The sequence below is a fragment of the Phaeobacter cretensis genome, assembly GCF_047372505.1.
GTDB lineage: Bacteria > Pseudomonadota > Alphaproteobacteria > Rhodobacterales > Rhodobacteraceae > Phaeobacter > Phaeobacter cretensis.
Window position 1 is genome coordinate 3020202 of record NZ_JBKBEU010000001.1, and the last position, 17482, is coordinate 3037683.

General features: G+C 59.5%; 16 protein-coding genes. 2 read left to right on the forward strand and 14 right to left on the reverse strand.

Annotated features, from left to right (window positions below):
• Positions 1-215: 215 nt before the first annotated feature.
• The 12 genes from glpD to ACEWZM_RS14360 form a co-directional block, all read right to left on the reverse strand.
• Entirely contained in the window at positions 216-1808 is a 1593-nt protein-coding gene (glpD, locus tag ACEWZM_RS14305; protein ID WP_414007076.1) for a glycerol-3-phosphate dehydrogenase, read from the reverse strand.
• A complete protein-coding gene (locus tag ACEWZM_RS14310; RefSeq protein WP_414007077.1) occupies positions 1801-2601 on the reverse strand; it encodes a DeoR/GlpR family DNA-binding transcription regulator in 801 nt (266 codons plus the stop codon). Before ACEWZM_RS14310 ends, glpD begins: the two co-directional genes overlap by 8 nt.
• 98 nt (positions 2602-2699) lie before the next feature.
• Positions 2700-3800, reverse strand: a complete 1101-nt coding sequence (locus ACEWZM_RS14315; protein ID WP_414007078.1) for a DUF1513 domain-containing protein — start codon at positions 3798-3800, stop codon at positions 2700-2702.
• Positions 3801-3804: 4 nt separating this feature from the next.
• A complete protein-coding gene (locus ACEWZM_RS14320; RefSeq protein WP_414007079.1) occupies positions 3805-4983 on the reverse strand; it encodes an imelysin family protein in 1179 nt (392 codons plus the stop codon).
• Positions 4983-6548: a di-heme oxidoreductase family protein gene (locus ACEWZM_RS14325; protein ID WP_414007080.1), complete on the reverse strand. Its 1566-nt coding sequence runs from the start codon at positions 6546-6548 to the stop codon at positions 4983-4985. The genes ACEWZM_RS14320 and ACEWZM_RS14325 overlap by 1 nt, the downstream gene beginning before the upstream one ends.
• Before the next feature lie 295 nt (positions 6549-6843).
• The gene (locus tag ACEWZM_RS14330) at positions 6844-8112 is read right to left on the reverse strand and encodes an imelysin family protein (protein WP_414007081.1); all 1269 of its coding nucleotides are present in this window, start codon (positions 8110-8112) and stop codon (positions 6844-6846) included.
• 67 nt (positions 8113-8179) lie between these two features.
• Positions 8180-8686 carry a hypothetical protein gene (locus ACEWZM_RS14335; protein WP_414007082.1) on the reverse strand — a complete coding sequence of 169 codons (507 nt, stop codon included), beginning with the start codon at positions 8684-8686 and terminating at the stop codon, positions 8180-8182.
• A complete protein-coding gene (gene hemP / locus ACEWZM_RS14340) occupies positions 8683-8850 on the reverse strand; it encodes a hemin uptake protein HemP (RefSeq protein WP_414008043.1) in 168 nt (55 codons plus the stop codon). The genes ACEWZM_RS14335 and hemP overlap by 4 nt, the downstream gene beginning before the upstream one ends.
• Positions 8851-9391: 541 nt before the next feature.
• Positions 9392-11113, reverse strand: coding sequence for a methionine--tRNA ligase (metG, locus tag ACEWZM_RS14345; RefSeq protein ID WP_414007083.1), 1722 nt, complete (start codon positions 11111-11113; stop codon positions 9392-9394).
• A gap of 114 nt (positions 11114-11227) precedes the next feature.
• A complete protein-coding gene (locus ACEWZM_RS14350) occupies positions 11228-12451 on the reverse strand; it encodes an MFS transporter (RefSeq protein ID WP_414007084.1) in 1224 nt (407 codons plus the stop codon).
• A 119-nt stretch (positions 12452-12570) separates the two neighbouring features.
• Positions 12571-12972 (reverse strand): rhodanese-like domain-containing protein, encoded by a 402-nt coding sequence (locus ACEWZM_RS14355; RefSeq protein WP_414007085.1) that lies wholly within the window; start codon positions 12970-12972, stop codon positions 12571-12573.
• Positions 12973-13058: 86 nt separating this feature from the next.
• The gene (locus tag ACEWZM_RS14360) at positions 13059-13454 is read right to left on the reverse strand and encodes a rhodanese-like domain-containing protein (protein ID WP_414007086.1); all 396 of its coding nucleotides are present in this window, start codon (positions 13452-13454) and stop codon (positions 13059-13061) included.
• Positions 13455-13644: 190 nt separating this feature from the next.
• Between ACEWZM_RS14360 and ACEWZM_RS14365 the strand changes: the two genes are divergently transcribed.
• Entirely contained in the window at positions 13645-14688 is a 1044-nt protein-coding gene (locus tag ACEWZM_RS14365; RefSeq protein ID WP_414007087.1) for an aldo/keto reductase, read from the forward strand.
• Positions 14689-14818: 130 nt separating this feature from the next.
• Here ACEWZM_RS14365 and ACEWZM_RS14370 read toward each other — a convergent pair whose 3' ends face one another.
• Positions 14819-15895: a GlxA family transcriptional regulator gene (locus ACEWZM_RS14370; protein WP_414007088.1), complete on the reverse strand. Its 1077-nt coding sequence runs from the start codon at positions 15893-15895 to the stop codon at positions 14819-14821.
• 132 nt (positions 15896-16027) lie between these two features.
• Between ACEWZM_RS14370 and ACEWZM_RS14375 the strand changes: the two genes are divergently transcribed.
• Complete coding sequence (locus tag ACEWZM_RS14375; protein WP_414007089.1) at positions 16028-16945, forward strand: 3-dehydrocarnitine:acetyl-CoA trimethylamine transferase BcoG; 918 nt, start codon at positions 16028-16030, stop codon at positions 16943-16945.
• A 61-nt stretch (positions 16946-17006) separates the two neighbouring features.
• Here ACEWZM_RS14375 and ACEWZM_RS14380 read toward each other — a convergent pair whose 3' ends face one another.
• Positions 17007-17480: a DUF1203 domain-containing protein gene (locus ACEWZM_RS14380; RefSeq protein WP_414007090.1), complete on the reverse strand. Its 474-nt coding sequence runs from the start codon at positions 17478-17480 to the stop codon at positions 17007-17009.
• Between the last annotated feature and the right edge of the window lie 2 nt (positions 17481-17482).

Here is a 17482-nt window from a genome sequence, read left to right on the forward strand (position 1 = left end):
TACCCTTGGCGGCGCTACCCGTGCTGTTCTCCAATCACGTCAACCCACCAAGCAACGTCAGCCTTTCTGACCAATTGTTTCGCGTACGAAACATTCGGGCAGAGGGGCTGATACTTTTTGTAGGCGTTGCGTACCTGGCGGGCGCATATGGGTTGGATGTGTTGCAGACGGGTTAAGGTGCGCAACACGAAATCGGGGTGTCGCCTTTGCGTTTTCTAGGCGACGTAATCTGCGGCGTTGGCGCGGATATAGGTATCGACGGCGGCGCGCTCATCTTCATTCAGGCGTAGGGCCAGTTTGGTGCGACGCAGCAGGTAATCCTCGCCAGTGCGGACCCATTCATGTGCTATGGTCCAGTCCAGTTCGCGTGCTGTGATGGTTGCGCCAAAGGCCTGCCCAAGATCATCAGCGGATGAGGCATTGCCTAGCACGTCCCAGGCCTCTGTCCCGTAGGCACGGATGAGGCGGCGGGTCGCGTAGGGGCTGATGAAGGGGTAATCCTGCCCCAGCTTCGCCGTGAGCTTTGCCACCTCCGACACCGGAAACTTACCGCCGGGCAAGGCAACGCCTGCGGTCCATTTCGACGGCAGCGCGTCGAAAACAGTTCCGATCTTGTCCATCGCGGCCTCAGCGAGTTTGCGGTAGGTGGTGATCTTGCCGCCAAACACGTTCAGCAGCGGCGCGGCGCTCTCATCCAATGTCAGCACATATTCGCGGGTGGCGGCGGTGGCGGAGCTGGCACCATCGTCATAAAGCGGGCGCACGCCGGAGTAGGTCCAGACAATATCGTCACGGTTAAGCGGGTTGGCGAAATACTGCGATGCGAAATTGACCAGATAGTCCTGTTCCTCGGGTGTGCAGGTCGGGGCCGTTTGCGGATCCGGATGATCAGCGTCGGTGGTGCCGATCAGGGTGTAGTCTTCCTCATAGGGGATGGCGAAGATAATACGTCCATCAGTACCCTGAAAGAAGTAGCAGCGCCCATGGTCATAGAGTTTGGGCACCACGATATGGCTGCCGCGCACAAGGCGCACGCTTTCGCGACTGTTCTGGCCCAGTTTTTGGCGCAGGATATCTGCGACCCAGGGGCCACCAGCATTGACCACCATCTTTGCCCTGCGTTCGCTGGTTTCTCCGGTGCGGGTGTTCTCAAGGGTGATCACCCAGTGGTCATCGCCGCGGGTAGCCCCGGTGACCTTGGTCCGAGTCATGATCTTTGCGCCACGTGCCTCGGCATCGCGGGCGTTCAGCACGACGAGGCGGGCGTCTTCGATCCAGCAATCGGAGTATTCAAAGGCGGTTTTGAATTTGGGGTTAAGCGGACGCCCTGCGGCATCGGTTCCCAGATCCAATTTGGAGGTGCCGGGCAGGATACCGCGCTTGCCGAGGCTGTCGTACATGAACAGGCCCAGACGGATCAGCCAGGCCGGGCGGCGACCTTTCATCCAAGGCATGAGAGTGGTCAGCAGCTTGGAGGTTGGCGTGGTATTGTCGAACCGCATGTCCTGGTGGAAAGGGAGCACAAACCGCATTGGCCATGAGATATGTGGCATTGCTTTCAGCAGGACTTCGCGTTCGATCAGGGCCTCGCGGACCAGACGAAATTCGAAGTATTCAAGATAGCGCAGTCCGCCGTGGAACAGTTTCGTGGAGGCCGAGGAAGTGGCTGAGGCTAGATCGTCCATCTCGGCCAGCGCTACGGAGAGTCCGCGCCCGGCCGCATCACGGGCAATGCCGCAGCCATTGATGCCGCCACCAATGATAAAGAGATCGGTGATATCGGTGTTGGCGTTTTGTGTGTCAGGCATGTTTGTGTTCGGCATTTTCGCTGCTTTCGTTTTCGCCAACCCAGAGGATTTGCGTCTCTGCAGCCGCTGCTGCGTGAGAAAATTCGGTTGGAACAGGGCGGTCGGTGATCACCACGTCTAGATCAGCAATGTCACAGATGCGCACAGGGGCGGTGCGGTCAAACTTGCTGCCATCACAGACCAGAACCCGTTTGCGAGCATTCTTCAGAATCGCGCGGGCGACAGAGACTTCGCGTGGATCATGGTCAAGGATAGCGCCGTCCGCATCCATGGCGGAAGCGCCGATGATGGCAATATCCACCTTGTAGCGGGCAATGAACTCTAGGGCGTCTTCACCGACGATCGCGCCGTCGCTTTGCCGGATTGCGCCGCCAACAAGGACCAGTTCTTTGCTCTCGTCATTCATCATCATATTGATAATGTTGATATTATTTGAAATTACGGTCAGGCCACGATGGCCAGAAAGGGCGCGTGCGACCTGCTCAGTTGATGTTCCGATATTGAGTGTGATGGCGCAGTTGTCTGGGATCAGATCTGCTGCCAGCGCCGCCATGGCGCGTTTGCCGGGGGCGTTCAGCTTGCGCCGTTCGGCGTAGTCGCGGCTGGCCCCACTGCTGCTGCGCACCGCACCACCGTGGACGCGGGAGAGTGCGCCGCGAGCTGAGAGATCGCGCAGGTCGGTTCGAACGGTTTGCAACGAGACGCCAAAGCGCTGCGCTAGGTCTTCGACCTCGACCCGATTTTGCCGGGTGAGCAGGTCCAAAATTGCCGCCTGTCGGTCTGCTGCATCCATGAGAGATCCTTTCGCAAGCCTATCTAGGACTGCGTCTGCGAGAAGTCACGGATTATTTTCGTTTTACTTTCGTTTTACTTTCCTTGGGGTGGCGTATGTCAGCCGATTGGGACCAGATGGTTGTCCCATGCAAGATCAGAACGGGAGATGGTCGCGGGTTCGCCATCTTCAGAAGACAGTCGGGCGATCAGGCCCTTGCCGGTTGTGACGATAAAACCGCTTTGGTCGCTGGCCAGTCCGCAGACATCGGAAAGCCGGGTTTCCTGTAGTAGGGTACCTGTGGCGCAATCGGCGATTTGAATGACGCCGCCGCGTGGTGAGGTAACCGCGATTTGCCTACCGTCACGGGAGAACGCAACCGAACCGCCATAGCCGTTTAGATTGCGTATGCGTGGATCCTCTTCGCCCATCAATCGGGACCGGAGGCCGGGGCTATGTAATCCGATGATAGGCAGATCTGCGCCAGTGTCCCCTTGCCACTGCATCGCGAACCCAACGGTGCCATCGATACGGAGCGCGAGATGGCGAATCGAGTTCGGGCGCAACTCGGGATCAAGGACCAGCTGATCCTGTACTGTGCCATCCAGGCCAAGATAACTGAGGTTGGGTTGCATGGTCGCCAGGTTCAGCTTGGCCCGGCCGCTGTCCGGATGTGTCTGAATGCCGCCATTGGCGACCACAAGACCAGCGGGACCGGTGCCGGGTAGGCGTAGTCGGATGTCATGGGGGCCGATACCGCCGGATGACACATCGTGGATACGACGGTAGCCATCGTTGGTATCCCAGATGCCGATGCGGCCAGCGCCGTTTTCATAGTCGTTTTCGGTGGTGAAGAGCTGCGCGCCGTCCGGCGAGAATGTGCCATGGCCATAGAAATGATAGCCCTTGGGAGGGGTTAGCCGGGCCAGCTCGGTGCCATTGCGGCAGTCGATCACATCAGCGAATTGGCCGGGGCGGCGGGCAAAGGCAACGGCCTCGGGGCGGGTCGGGTGCGCGGTTGCGGCATGGCCGCGAGCAGGTAGCGGATGGCGGAACAGGATAGTGCCGTTGCGATCCAGCCCAGCGAGGAGAAAGCGACCATCCGTCGCTTTGCCCGCAGAGAGGTAGTCGGGGTGGTCAAGATCAGCCCAGCTGGCCTGCGGCGCCATGCCTGCGGCCAACAGACCTGCCAGAAAACCGCGACGGGAGGGGCCTGCCATGTGCTTAGTCTCCGTCTAGGGAATTGAAACCGGCCGTGACGCCAAGGGTTGGGCCAAGCTCTGTGGTGATGAGGTCGCGCAGGTCGTTTACATCCTGTTGCAGCGACTCAATGCGAAAGCGCCGGGCCGGATCCGCGACGCCAGCCAGCGACGGGTCGTCAAGTACCATGGCGCGGTTCAGCGTTTTGGCAAAACCATCCTCGATGTCCTGAGAGAGGATTGCATCACCTGCGGCAAGCGCGAGGGCGAGCGGCTCCATCGAGGTAAGGTTCAGTACGATGTGGCGCAGGCTGCGACCGGAACGGCGGGCCTCTGCACGTTTTGGACGCGGGGAGTCGAACTGCCCCAGCGGGCGACCCAGTCGCATGTCGCTTAACACCTGGAATCCGGTGGTGAGGGACTTGAACAATTCCTGGCGCACTTCGGCGCTGGACTGATAGCGGTTGTCCGGTCCGGGGGTCCGCAGTGTGGTTGCATAGCTTCTGTGCCAATCGTCGCGGATTGACGCGGTGGTGCGCGCGATATCGGTGGCGATTGCGGTAACCAACGCACAGTGTCGGTCTGCACTGTGTTGATCAGTACTGTGTTGATCTGGGCTGACGTCGGATTGGATTGCGTCATCAAACAGCAGATACTCCAGCGCATAAAAGCCGCGCAGGGCAATCGATTGGCTGGCGAATGTGTCGGGGTTGCTAAGGCTGGCGCGGTTGGTTTCGGTGATGGCGCGGCGTAGGGCTCCGGGGATCTTGTTCCGGCTGTCGGGCCAGAAGGCGAGGGCAAAGGCGCGGTTTTCAGTCTCGGTCGGGCCAAAGCGCAGGTGGCTGACAGTGACCCAGGCATCAAATGCGAGGCCGAACGCCTTGCGCAGAGCGGGATCATCTGGAGAGCAATGGCTGGAGCCGGTCTTGGCCAGTTCGGCGCTGGTCTCTGCGAGCCCGTCAAAGCCGGGAAGAATGTGGTTGGTCAGGATCCATTCCACTTGCTGATCGCTGGCCAGTGCGACAGGCGGCATAGCGGGTGCGGCGACGGTCTCTGGATCACTCTGCACGATCCCGGCCTGAGCATTCCCCGTCTGAGCATTCCCTGTCCGTGGGTGCCATGTGCTGAAGGTCAGAGCAATGGCGAGGGTCGCGGGGATAGCTGGCAACAGGCGGACAGCTGGCAGGGAGGGTATTTTCAACATCAGAGCGACTCCAGGAAACGGATCAGATCGGCGCGGTCTTTTGGTGCAAGGCTGACTACCGTGTCGCGGGCGGATTGGGCTTCGCCGCCGTGCCAGAGGATGGCCTCAAGCAGGGTGCGGGCGCGGCCATCATGGAGATAACCCGCACGTGGGTTCACGTGTTGTACCAATCCGATGCCCCAAAGCGGTGCAGTGCGCCATTCGCGCCCTGTCGCGCGCGCCTCGGGGCGATTATCAGCCAGACCTTCGCCCATGTCATGCAGCAGAAGGTCGCTATAGGGCCAGATCAGCTGAAAGCTTTGTGCGGGCTGCGCCTCAAGTCGATTGGTGACGAACTTGGGTGTGTGACAGCCGGTGCAGCCTGCACCATAGAACTGCGCCTTGCCCCGCAGCACAGCCGGGTCATCCGGTGTGCGGCGGGCAGGCACGCCGAGGTTGCGGCTGTAGAATGTCACGAGATCCATATTGGGCTGGTCGATCTCGGTCTCTCGCACATCGCCACCACCATGGGGGGCTGTGCGGCAGTCGATCTGGGCAGAGGTGCAATCCCCGGAATGGCTTGGGAACAGCGGTGTGGAAATGCCGATATCACCGAGAAAGGCGGCCGCGGATTGTTCATGCACCGTGGGCTGGCCGGCCTTGTAGCCAAACCGACCCAGTATCACCTGATCCTGCTCCTTGGACCAGACCAGATTGGGGCGACCGGAGATGCCATCGCCATCGCTGTCGGCCTCATCCGCTTGCGCCAGAATATCCGCTGCGGGGATCGCCTCCAGCAGGCCAAGACCGATCATTGTGGGGGCGACGCGGGGAGACAGCATGGCGTCCTCGTGCAGCGGGCCATAACCCAGATCATCGGCGCTGTAGGTCGGGCGTTGCAAGGTCGCAGTTTCACCCCCGGCGAGGGGGATAACCTCTTGCGAATAGGCGACGCCGAGGCGGTATTCGGGCGCGATGCCGGGGGCCGAGAAGTCCTGCATCTGCCCGCCATAGGTCGGCTCGGGTGCGGTACCGATGTAATCGGTGATTGCCTGCATCTGATCTGGCACCGGGCCGGGAATCGAAACCCGCAAGAACATGGTGGTCGAGGTGTAATCAGGGCCTTCAGGCACATGACCGCGCCCGTCTTTTAGGTGGCAGCGCTGGCAGGAGCGGGCATTATAGAGCGGTCCCAACCCGTCGGAGGCAAGGGTGGACGCCGGGGAGAAGACCCAGATCTTCTTGAACAGGCCATTGCCGAGTTTGAATTCCAACTCTTCCTCAAAGCTGAGGGTCTTGCTGTGCTGTGAAAACGCCTCGTCATCCAGCCGGGCGCGCACGGTGGCGGCGCCTGCTGGGAGCGCCTCGAACGGTTCTGGCTGGTCGAATGCAGTGGCCGGGCGCGTAACGCGACGAATGCGGTCCAGTTCTTGATGCGTTCGGGGCAGGGTGGCCAGATGGGGATCACCGAGGTTCGCATATAAGGGCTCGATATCAGGCGTATTGAGTGTGGAATGACCCAATGTGCTCCCGGTCAACGATGGCGGTATCGGTGGTGTCTGTGCGGCCAGGTATTGCGGTGCCATGAGTGATGCAACCACCGTGATGAGGCAAAGGCCTATCGACATGCGGAATGGGTGCAGGCGGCGGGGCGACGGGAATACTCGCATGCAGGTAGGACCACTTTTCTTGGGCGGGGCGCTGGGCCTCCTGGCCTTGGATAGGAGGAACTGCGCCCGGCATCAACTCTTGCTGGTTGGACATATTGTCCGGGAGGTCAATCCGACCTTTTTATGGGGGCGTTCAGAACGACAATGGCAGGGGCCGCGTGATACGCCGCCCCTGCCATGTCTTCCGCCGCTCGTGCAGCGATGGATTGTTTTACTGGAAGACAGCCGTGGGGTTGTCGAGGGAGTCAGATCCCTCGATGGCGACCCCGTCCAGATCTAGCGCGGTTACGACGCGTTCGATGGAGCGTGTCTGATCCACCAGACCGTTTACGCCGCCCATGACCAGCGCTTCACCGGCTTTGTTGCCCTGTTCCAGCATCTGGTCGTAAGAAAACCCGGCCTCGGCTGCGGTCTTGATCTGACCCAATGCGCGCATGGTCGTAGAGAGCTTGCCACGCATTTCACTGTCCAGTGCGGGGTCGATTTCCTGAACCAGATCAGAGAGCGACGCACCGGAGACCATGCTGCCATCGGAGCGGATGTATTCGCCCAGATAGACGTTTTGTACGCCCAGACCATCGTAGTAGTGGCTGTTGTGGGTGTTATCGGAGAAGCAATCATGCTCTTCCTCTGGATCGTTCAGCATCAGGCCAAGACGCATCCGCTCGCCCGCGGTTTCCCCATAGGAGAGGGAGCCCATACCGGTCAGCATGGCGGTGATGCCTGCGTTTTCATCGGCCAGAAGAGTGCTGCGCGCCTCGCCTTCGTTGCCCCATTGCGCGGCCATCCACTCCAGATCGGCGATCAGCAGATCGGTCGCGGCTTTCAGGTACTGGCCCCGACGGTCGCAGTTGCCGTTTGTGCAATCTTCTGCTGCGGCGTAATCGGTCCAGACGCGGTTGCCGGCGCCGTGGTCGGTGCCATTCAGATCCTGGCCCCAGAGAAGGAATTCAACCGCGTGATAGCCGGTTGCAACATTCGCCTCGACGCCGTCTGCTTCGTGCAGAGTGCTTTCCAGCAGCTCTGGTGTGATGGCGCTTGCGTCGATGGATTTACCGGACAGCTCGAAGCTTGGGTTGGCGACAATGTTCAACGCTGCGAACGTGTTTTCGTCGGTTGGACCACCGTAGCTGGCGTCGACATAGTCAATCAGACCTTCGTCCAGAGGCCAAGCGTTCACTTTGCCTTCCCAATCATCGACGATGGCATTGCCAAAACGGAACACTTCGGACTGCTGGTAGGGAACGCGAGCGGCGAGCCAGGCCTTGCGGGCGGCTTCAAGCGCCTCGGCTGAGGGTTCGGCGATCAACGAGTCAACTGCGGTCTGCAGGGTTTTGGCTGTTTTCAGGCTGTCCTGATATTTGGCTTGCGCAATATTTGCGTAGGTTGTCAGCACCTCAGCCTTGTCTGCCGCAATAGCGGGAGCCGCAACTGTGGCGAGCGCTGCAATAGCGGTGCCTGCGAGAAAATGCGATGTCATTTGATTGGTCCTTGAGGTGTCGTGAAAGGGGTTGTGTTGAAGGTTTGTTGGCGGCGGCGCGAGACCGTCAGTGAAGTGTTGCCGAAAGCGGCATATGCGCTGGCGGATGCGCGGCGGGGCTTGTTTGCTGCTCGCCCATTTTGTCGAGCACCATGCCAATTTTTGCAGCCAGAACCGCAGCACGCTGAGCTTTCGCAGGCTGAACAATGAGCGCGGCAAAGAGAGTGGCGTCTTCGTATTCGCCGTGCGCGGCCGCAGCGACGAGATTGGCAAAACAATTCTCATCAGCACCAAGGCAGGTGCAGGTCATTCCGTGGCGTACCAGTGGACGGCGGCCTTCGGAGACGCAGAAATTGCACAGGCGGCCAAAATTCTCATAGGCCTGACGACCAAGAACCGGACCAAGCGATGTTTGCAGCTCGTGCTGCAGAGCAATCCGGGTTTCTGCACCGCTGAACCAATGGCGCAGGTGGCGTACGGCGGTGGCTTCCAGGGCGGGCAAGTCTGTCAGCAGGCCAACAGTGGCCCCGCCCCGTGGTGCCGCAGAAGCGGCGGATGTGCTGTCGGAGATCATTTTGTCAGAATCAACTTTCCGGCGCGGGTGATCCGCAAGCTATAGATCTGGCCATTCAGCAGGATGCGGGCCTGGTTTCCGCCCCGTGCCAATTCCTCGGCATGGTAGGTCGGAAATACTTCGGTAGCCGCAGTTGTTGTGGTGGCGGCGTGCTCAAAATTCATCTGGTTCATCAGGGTCACCCGTTTCTGTTTTCCGACCGATCCAGATACCACTCCAAGCAAAACCCCTGGTCTCCGCGCGGCAGGCCATAGGCATGCAGGGTGACCGGTGCGCGCGTGCCCTCTGCGGGGCGATGGCGCAATGAAAAGAATTGAAGAAGGTAAGACACTAGACGATCTCAGTTGGTTTGCGATCAGTTGGGCTGGCTGCACAATCACAGGTTGGCTGAACTGTTTTGAACCTGACTGATTTGATCGGAATCGTCAACCTGACTTTTTTAGTCAGATTAATTTATTGTGCGATTATCCAATTTACCCAATCGAAAAACCGTCAAAAATCCAACTGCATATGCGCTGAAGGACCGGTGTTCCGGTACGCGGCTGGGATTTTGCTGCTTAGAATGCAACTTACGCGGCCAAGTATAGCGCGTGTCGGGCAGTGGGCGATGGTGATTCTGCGGTGCAGCACGGCCATACTCAAAAGGCCGCCCAATGGAGTGGGGCGGCCTTATTTGCTGTGTTGCAGCGGTAAGGAAGGTGCAGATTAGCTCTCGCGGGTGCCGGAGAAACGCTCTTGCCACTCTTCACGCTGCTCGTCGGTGATCTTGGCAAAGAGGACATCAGGCACCGAGAAGATGTGGCCGACTGGCAGCGCACTGAGCGCAGCGGCGACATCGTCGGGCCAGCTGCGGTCATCGGTATTGAGAGCTGCTAGCAGACGCTCGGTCGCGTCGGGAATGAACGGCGCCGAGAGCACCGCATAGAGCCGGATCAAGTTCAGACCAAGGCGCACCTGTGCTGCGGCCTGATCAGGGTCGGTTTTGAACACTGACCACGGGGCGACAGACTGCAGGTATTCATTGCCTGCAACCCAGATTGCCCGCAACTCCTGAGCGGATTTGCGAACGTCCATGGCGGCCATATGGCCCTCATATGTTCTGACGCGGGTGCTCAGCTCATCGATCAGGGCCTGCTCAGCCTCGCCGTACTCGTTACCTACAGGCACGGCTTCGCTGTATTTGGAGCGACAGAATTTGGTGATGCGGCTGACGAAATTGCCCAGTACATCGGCCAGATCCTTGTTCACAGATTGCTGGAAGTTCTCCCAGGTGAATTCAGAATCGCTGCTTTCAGGAGCATGGCTTAGTAGCCACCAGCGCCAGTAATCAGCGGGCAGGAGCTCCAATGCCTGATCCATAAAGACGCCTCGGCCCTGGCTGGTCGAGAACTGACCGCCGTCATAGTTCAGGTAGTTGAAGCTCTTGAGGTGGTCGACCATTTTCCACGGCTCGCCAGACCCCAGAATCGTGGCCGGGAAGGAGAGCGTGTGGAAAGGGACATTATCCTTGCCCATGAATTGGACGTATTTCACATCCTCCGCACCCATGTCGGTGCGCCACCAGCGCTGCCAGTCGGCGTCGCCCTTGCCATTGGCATCGGCCCATTCGCGGGACGCGGCGATATATTCGATGGGGGCGTCGAACCAAACATAGAAGACTTTGCCTTCCATGCCGGGCCAGTCCTGATCGCCCTTTTTGACCGGGATACCCCAGTCAAGATCACGTGTGATGCCCCGGTCCTGCAATCCGTCTCCATCATGCAGCCATTTCTTGGCGATGGAGGTGGTGAGAACGGGCCAGTCGGATTTGCTGTCGATCCAGGCATCCAGCTGGTCTTTCAGCTGGGACTGGCAGAGATAGAGGTGCTTCGTCTCGCGGACCTCCAGATCTGTGGAGCCGGAAATCGCCGAGCGCGGGTTGATCAGATCTGTGGGGTCCAGCTGTTTGGTGCATTCTTCGCACTGATCGCCACGGGCCTTTTCGTAACCACAGTTAGGGCAGGTGCCCTCGATATAGCGGTCAGGCAGGAAGCGCCCATCAGCGTGGGAGTAGACCTGTTTTTCAGTGACTTCGCGGATCAGACCCTGTTCGGCCAGCTTGCCGGCGAAATGCTGGGTCAAAGCGTGGTTCTGCGGGCTGGAGGAGCGACCGAAGTGATCAAAGCTCAGGCCAAAGCCCTTGGCGATACCGGCCTGAACGTCGTGCATCTCGGCGCAGTAATCGGCCACCGGCTTGCCTGCCTTGGCGGCGGCCAGTTCGGCGGGGGTGCCGTGTTCGTCGGTGGCGCAGAGGAACATCACCTCATGGCCGCGCGCCCGCTGGTAGCGGGCATAGAGATCCGCGGGCAGCTGGCTGCCGACCAGATTGCCCAGATGCTTGATCCCGTTGATATAGGGGATCGCCGAGGTAATGAGAAAGCGCGCCATATCATCCATCCAACTAAAGCTCTGCTGGCCCGTCTAGCGCATGGCGCTGCCGGCGGAAACCCCGCTGAGCGCATTGCAGCTATTTTCCCTGCTCTGGACGGCGCGACAGTGGGTTTATCGGCGTTCGCGGGCGCGCTTCAGAAGACGTCCAATGGTGAAGGATGTACGTGGCGCATAAACGTAGCGGGTGCGATCCTCTGGGGCGGGACGGGCGCGCATACGGGCAAGGCCAAAGATGATCAGCCCGACATGACCAACAGCGACGAAGGCAAAGAGTGCGCCGGGGCCGTAGCTTTCGATCAGCGCCGAGGAGATCAGCGGCGACGCGATAGCGCCGAGGGCGTAGAAGAACATCAGAGCTGCGGACAGCTCAACCCGTTGCTGTGAGGTTGCAAAATCATTGGCGTGAGCGGCAGAGACCGAAAATATCGGCATCGTGGTAAAGCCGAAGAAGGCGGCAGAGGCCATAACCGCCAAAGTGCCCATGCCGCTGGCAACCATGGTGATACCGCAAGACAGGATCGCCACCACCGACAGCCAGATCAGCACCCAGCGCCGATCGTATTTATCGGCCAGCCAGCCCAGCGGATATTGTGCAAGCGCGCCGCCCAGAACAAATGTGGCGAGGAAGAAGGCGATCTGTCCAACCTCGAGCCCGACCTCCTGACCATAGATCGGACCGACCATACGAAATGACGCTGAGCTGAGAGCTGCTACGATCACGCCAGCAACGGCCAGCGGGGAACAGGCCCAGGCCAGTTTTGGGCGCAGGCGGGGGGCCTTGGGAATTTCAGGCTGGCTGACCTTGGTCATCGTAAGCGGCAGCAGGGCTGCACAGCAGAGGATCGCCAGGAGATTATAGGAGACATAAGCGGCCGGAGGAAGAACTGCGATCAGGAGTTGGGCGACTAGAGAGGCCGAGAGATCCACAATTCGGTATGTGCCCATGGCGCGGCCACGGGTCTCATTGGTGACCTTGGCATTGAGCCAGGCTTCGATCACGGTGTAACAGCCCGCAACGCAAAGGCCGGATGCGATGCGCATGGCGGCCCAGGCCAAGGGATCCTCGGTCAGGGTATGGCCGATTAACCCCATCGCGCCAAGTGCTGTACAGACTGCGAATGCACGGCTGTGTCCGACATTGCCCATCAGGCGTGGCGCCCACCAACAGCCAAGGAAAAAGCCAACGAAATGCGCGGAGCCGAGAAAGCCAATCTGTTCCTTGTCAAACCCAAGTGTAATGCCGGAGATCGCATCCAGCGGGCCGACGCCGCCGGTCGAAAGCTGCAACAGGATCACCGAGAGAAACAGCGCCGCAAAGGAAATCATCATCCGCATAGTGAACAGTCATCGCCGTTGCGGGCCGGGAATGCACGGGTGTTTCCGACATTTTCCCAAGTCGGGTGTCGTATTGTGTCAGACGCGGCAAATCTGCCGCGCCGTGTTTCTGGGATGGATCAGTCGTCGCGTTGGGCGACGTCGCCGCCGGATTTGCTCCAGGCCGTAAACCCGCCTTCCAGATGCATTACTGGGGACAGGCCCATCTCCATAGCGGCTTTGGCCGCGAGGGCCGAACGCCAGGCGCTGGCGCAATAGAACACATAGGTTTTGTCCTGATTGAACACCGGCTTGTGGTAGGGGCTGTCCGGGTCGACCCAGAATTCCAGCATCCCCCGCGGGCAGGAGAACGCACCGGGTATCATTCCGCTGGCCTGTAATTCTCGAATGTCGCGCAGATCGATGAAGACGTAGGCGTCGTCTTTTACAGCAGATTTAGCCGTTTCAATCGGCATCGTGTCGACGACGGCGTTGGCCTCGTCAATGAGGGTTTTGACACCTTTGGTGATGGTTTGTGGCATGCTCAGCTCTCCGGTGCTGTTGGAGGCACAGGCTGCAGAGTTTTATTGCCGGTTACAAGCGTCGATACCCGGTTCTCTTGTGGTATTTACCACTTGTGGGGAATGGAGGCTCCGCCTGCCGAGGCCCATGCGTTAAATCCACCATCTAGGATTGACACACGTTGCAATCCCATCTCGATTGCCGTGCGGGCACCCAGGGCGGAACGCCAGCCCTTGTCGCAGTAAAAGACAAACGCTCTGTTCTCGGTAAATATAGTATTGTGATAGGGGCTTGTGGGGGCAATCCAGAGCCCCAATAGTCCGCGGGGGCAGGATAGTGCGCCTGGTATAACGCCGGTGCGTTCGACCTCGCGGACGAGCCGCAGGTCCACAAAAAGACTATCGTCGCTCTCATGGAGGTTTGCCGCTTGTGCGAGCGATGTGGTTGCCACCACGGCTTCGCCAATCAGCTCTTTAGAGGTGTTGATGATAGACATCGTCATAGGCCACTCCCTTGCCAGAACTGTTAGAATTTTAAACATACCATATTTACGCGGCCTCAGGTCCTGGCCCCGCGGTAAAGGTTAACGCCATCGTTTGCCGGGCCGCACGATGCTGGGCCGCATTCGGTTGCGTTGGTCTGAGGGTAAGCTAGGGTCTGCAGCAGACTGCAACACGAAGGATCTGAGCGAGATGAAACTGAACCAGTTAGGCCGCACCGACATGATGGTGTCTGAACTGTGCCTTGGCACGATGACTTTTGGTACTCAGACCGGGGAGGCAGAAGCCCACGCCCAGATTGATATGGCGCTGGCGGCGGGCGTGAACTTTCTTGATACCGCCGAGATGTACCCGGTGAACCCGATCAGCGTTGAGACAATTGGCGATAGCGAGGCGATCATCGGCAGCTGGAACGCTAAAACCGGGCGGCGCGGTGACTATGTGTTGGCGACCAAACATTCGGGTGAGGGGTTGCAGGCTGTACGCGACGGTGCGGCGATTACGGCCGAGACCATCGCGCCCACCATCGAAGGGTCGTTGCGGCGGTTGCAGACGGATTACATCGATCTGTATCAGTTCCATTGGCCCAATCGGGGCAGCTATATGTTCCGCAAGAACTGGCAATATGATCCGAGTGGCGCTGATCAGGCGGCAGTTCTGGAGAATATGGAAGCGTGTCTGGAGGCGCTGAAAGCGCAGGTGGAGAAAGGCAATATCCGTGCCTTTGGCCTGTCGAACGAGAGCGCTTGGGGCACTGCGCAGTGGCTGCGATTGGCTGAGAAGACGGGTGGCCCGCGCGTCGCCTCTATTCAGAATGAATATTCGTTGCTGTGCCGGCTCTATGACACGGATTTGGCGGAGCTGAGCCTGTTTGAGGATGTTGGGTTGTTGTCATTTTCACCGTTGGCAACAGGTTTGTTGACGGGCAAATATCAGGGTGGGGCGCTGCCAGAGAAATCACGCAAGACGCTAAACCCCGAGCTGGGAGGTCGCGATACGGAGCGGGTCTATCCTGCGGTGGCGGCCTATCTGGATATTGCCAACCGGCATGGGTTGGACCCGGTGCATATGGCGCTGTCGTGGTGTCACACCCGGCCGTTCATGGCCTCGTCGATTTTTGGTGCAACCACTATCGGGCAGTTGGAGCATGTCTTGGCCGGTTGCGATCTGACGTTGTCAGAGGAGGTGTTGGCCGAAATCGATGTGGTCCACCGCGCCCATCCGATGCCCTATTGACGGTACTCTGAGTAAAAATACGCTGGCGAGAGATATAGAGCGGAATACAAAACGGGCGGCCAATTGGCCGCCCGTTTTGCGTTTCTGGCAGGCTGTGAAATCGCTATTTTCGGCCTGTCTTTGAGCTGGTTTAGTATGATCCGCTTGAATAGCGCGGCAGCGGGCCGCTTTGCCTTTGGCTGAGCGGTGCCGGTTTCAATGTTGGTGTTTCTGCCACCAGTTTCGGACCTTCGGCAGAGGTCATACTCAGCTGGCGCAGTTCGCGGGCACTGGTGGAATGTGCGAGCCGGAAGGCCCGGGCAAAGCTGGATTGTGACGCAAAACCAGTTGCCAGCGCCACCTCCATGATCGGTAGATCGGTGTCGGTGACCAGGCGGCGGGCCTCGGCCAGACGGAGCTGCAGATAGTGGTCCTGCGGTGTGGTATTGAGGCGCAGGCGGAACTGCTGTTGCAGGCTGCGCGTGCTGGTGCCCAGTTCATCAGCGATCTCACTCAGCGGCTTGGGATCATCCAGCGCGGCTTCCATCAGCGCATTGGCACGCGCTGTGAGAGAGGAATGTTTGGAATTGCCAAGGCGGCTTTGCGGGCGCGTCGGGGCTGCGGGACCATCATAGAGGAACAGCCCGGCAACACGGGAAGCAAAGCCCCCACCGTGACGGCTGCTGATAATATGCAGCATCATCTCAATAGCGGGGGTGGCCCCGCCGGAGGTCATACGGCCATCAGACAGCGTAAAGCGGTCATTGCGGCACTGCACACCGGGGAAGCGGTTGGCGAAATTGTCCAGATCTTCCCAATGGGTGGTGGCGGGATGACCGTCCAGAAGACCGGCCTCGGCCATCAGCCAGGGGCCACCGTCGATGCCCGCAATCGTGGCACCGCCTGCGGCGAGACGTCGTAACCCGGCCAGAAGGCTGGGGGTGGCGTGGCGGGCCAGCTGGAAGCCGGCAATCACGATCAGCAGTTCGCAGCTTTGCAGACGTGCCAGCGGAATGCCGGGTACCGACAGGCCACTGGTCAGCATCGCAGGTTCGCTGGTGGCGGTGACATAATCCCAGTCAAACGCCCCGCGTCCGGCCAGGCGATTGGCCGCGCGCATCGGGTCGACGGCTGCGGCGAAGGACAGTGTGTTGCTCTCATCAAGCACCAAAACGGCCGTTTTCAACGGCTGATTCTCGGGCTGGAGGATGTTTTTTGCGGATTTCATCAAGTTCGATTCGCATGTTGACTAGTGGGTCCGTCAAGGCTGCGCCACTGTCTAACACAACACAAACAGGAATCTGGGGGCAGGCTTGGGGATAACTCGGGCACAACCCTGTACATGGAGGGGAAAACCAAAATGCCTCTGAATATGACCAAAAACGTCTTTATCACCTGCGCCGTGACAGGCTCTGGGAGCACCCAGGATCGCAGTCCGCATGTGCCACGATCACCGAAAGAGATCGCTGAAAGCGCGATGGCTGCAGCCAAGGCCGGTGCGGCGATTGTCCACTGCCATGTGCGCGATCCGGAAACCGGCGCGCCCTCTCGTGATCTGGCCTTGTACCGTGAAGTGACCGAAAGGGTGCGTGACAGCGATACAGATGTCGTGCTGAACCTCACCGCCGGTATGGGGGGCGATATGGTGTTTGGCGACACCGAAAACCCGCTCCCACTCAGCCAAACCGGGACTGACATGATCGGTGCGACGGCACGGATGGCGCATGTAGCGGAATGTCTGCCCGAAATCTGTACGCTGGATTGCGGCACAATGAACTTTGCCGAAGCCGATTACGTGATGACCAATACGCCTGGTATGTTGCGCGCCATGGGCCAGATGATGACGGATCTGGGTGTGAAGCCCGAGATCGAAGCCTTTGACACTGGCCATCTTTGGTTTGCAAAGGAGTTGGTGAAAGAAGGCGTGCTAACCAGTCCCGCGCTGGTGCAGCTGTGCATGGGAGTGCCATGGGGCGCGCCGAATGACCTCAATACCTTTATGGCGATGGTCAACAATGTGCCGGATGATTGGGACTGGTCGGCGTTCTCGCTGGGCCGCGATCAGATGGCCTATGTGGCAGCATCCGTTCTGGCTGGTGGTAATGTGCGTGTTGGACTGGAGGACAATCTCTGGCTTGGGAAGGGGCAACTGGCAGAGAACTGGCAGCTGGTCGAACGCGCGGGCACCATCATTGAAAACATGGGGGCCACGCTAATGGGTCCGGACGAGGTGCGCAAACAGCTCGGTCTGGTAAAGCGCGCGCCTTTGGCGAAGTGATCTGTCGATGACGAGGCCTTTGGCGGGAGCCGCGCCGCGATGTGCCGCGCGGTCTCTTCGATCAGTCTGCGCTGTGAATGCGGCAGAGAAAGCAATTGTTGCTGGCGCTGCGCAGATCCACAAAGGCCACCTCAGGGCGGGCCAGCAGCTCGGCGGCGTAATCCGTCAGCTTGGCCCGAGGGATCACCGCGCCGGTGCTATAGACGATGCGCTCCGTTGCAGAGTAGCCGCGCAGGATATAGGCGTCGGCCTGCAGGACCGTTGGTGGCACCTCCGTGGGGGCCGCGCGCGTACACATGTCCGCACAGAGATAGATCGGCCCCGTTTCGGCAAAGGGGTTGCGGCTGCGAAACGGACGGTGCGGCAACGCCAGATAGGGCGCGCCTTCGGGCACGTTCTGCAAACAGTGACGACAGGGCATGCCGTCCAACTCGGCACTGGGGTGGCGTTCAACCGGATCGCCGTAGGAATCAAGCCCTGTGTGGTGGATCGCTTCGACCACGTCGCTGGGCAATGCGTTAAATTCAAGTCTCATAA

Coding starts and splice junctions, on each gene's coding strand:
- ACEWZM_RS14335 (WP_414007082.1), bottom strand. CDS start 8,686: ATGATCTCCGACAGCACATCCGCCGCTTCTGCGGCACCACGGGGCGGG.
- hemP (WP_414008043.1), bottom strand. CDS start 8,850: ATGAATTTTGAGCACGCCGCCACCACAACAACTGCGGCTACCGAAGTA.
- ACEWZM_RS14365 (WP_414007087.1), top strand. CDS start 13,645: ATGAAACTGAACCAGTTAGGCCGCACCGACATGATGGTGTCTGAACTG.
- ACEWZM_RS14315 (WP_414007078.1), bottom strand. CDS start 3,800: ATGGCAGGCCCCTCCCGTCGCGGTTTTCTGGCAGGTCTGTTGGCCGCA.
- ACEWZM_RS14330 (WP_414007081.1), bottom strand. CDS start 8,112: ATGACATCGCATTTTCTCGCAGGCACCGCTATTGCAGCGCTCGCCACA.
- metG (WP_414007083.1), bottom strand. CDS start 11,113: ATGGCGCGCTTTCTCATTACCTCGGCGATCCCCTATATCAACGGGATC.
- ACEWZM_RS14380 (WP_414007090.1), bottom strand. CDS start 17,480: ATGAGACTTGAATTTAACGCATTGCCCAGCGACGTGGTCGAAGCGATC.
- ACEWZM_RS14355 (WP_414007085.1), bottom strand. CDS start 12,972: ATGCCACAAACCATCACCAAAGGTGTCAAAACCCTCATTGACGAGGCC.
- ACEWZM_RS14325 (WP_414007080.1), bottom strand. CDS start 6,548: ATGGCACCGCAATACCTGGCCGCACAGACACCACCGATACCGCCATCG.
- glpD (WP_414007076.1), bottom strand. CDS start 1,808: ATGCCTGACACACAAAACGCCAACACCGATATCACCGATCTCTTTATC.
- ACEWZM_RS14370 (WP_414007088.1), bottom strand. CDS start 15,895: ATGAAATCCGCAAAAAACATCCTCCAGCCCGAGAATCAGCCGTTGAAA.
- ACEWZM_RS14320 (WP_414007079.1), bottom strand. CDS start 4,983: ATGTTGAAAATACCCTCCCTGCCAGCTGTCCGCCTGTTGCCAGCTATC.
- ACEWZM_RS14360 (WP_414007086.1), bottom strand. CDS start 13,454: ATGACGATGTCTATCATCAACACCTCTAAAGAGCTGATTGGCGAAGCC.
- ACEWZM_RS14310 (WP_414007077.1), bottom strand. CDS start 2,601: ATGGATGCAGCAGACCGACAGGCGGCAATTTTGGACCTGCTCACCCGG.
- ACEWZM_RS14375 (WP_414007089.1), top strand. CDS start 16,028: ATGCCTCTGAATATGACCAAAAACGTCTTTATCACCTGCGCCGTGACA.
- ACEWZM_RS14350 (WP_414007084.1), bottom strand. CDS start 12,451: ATGCGGATGATGATTTCCTTTGCGGCGCTGTTTCTCTCGGTGATCCTG.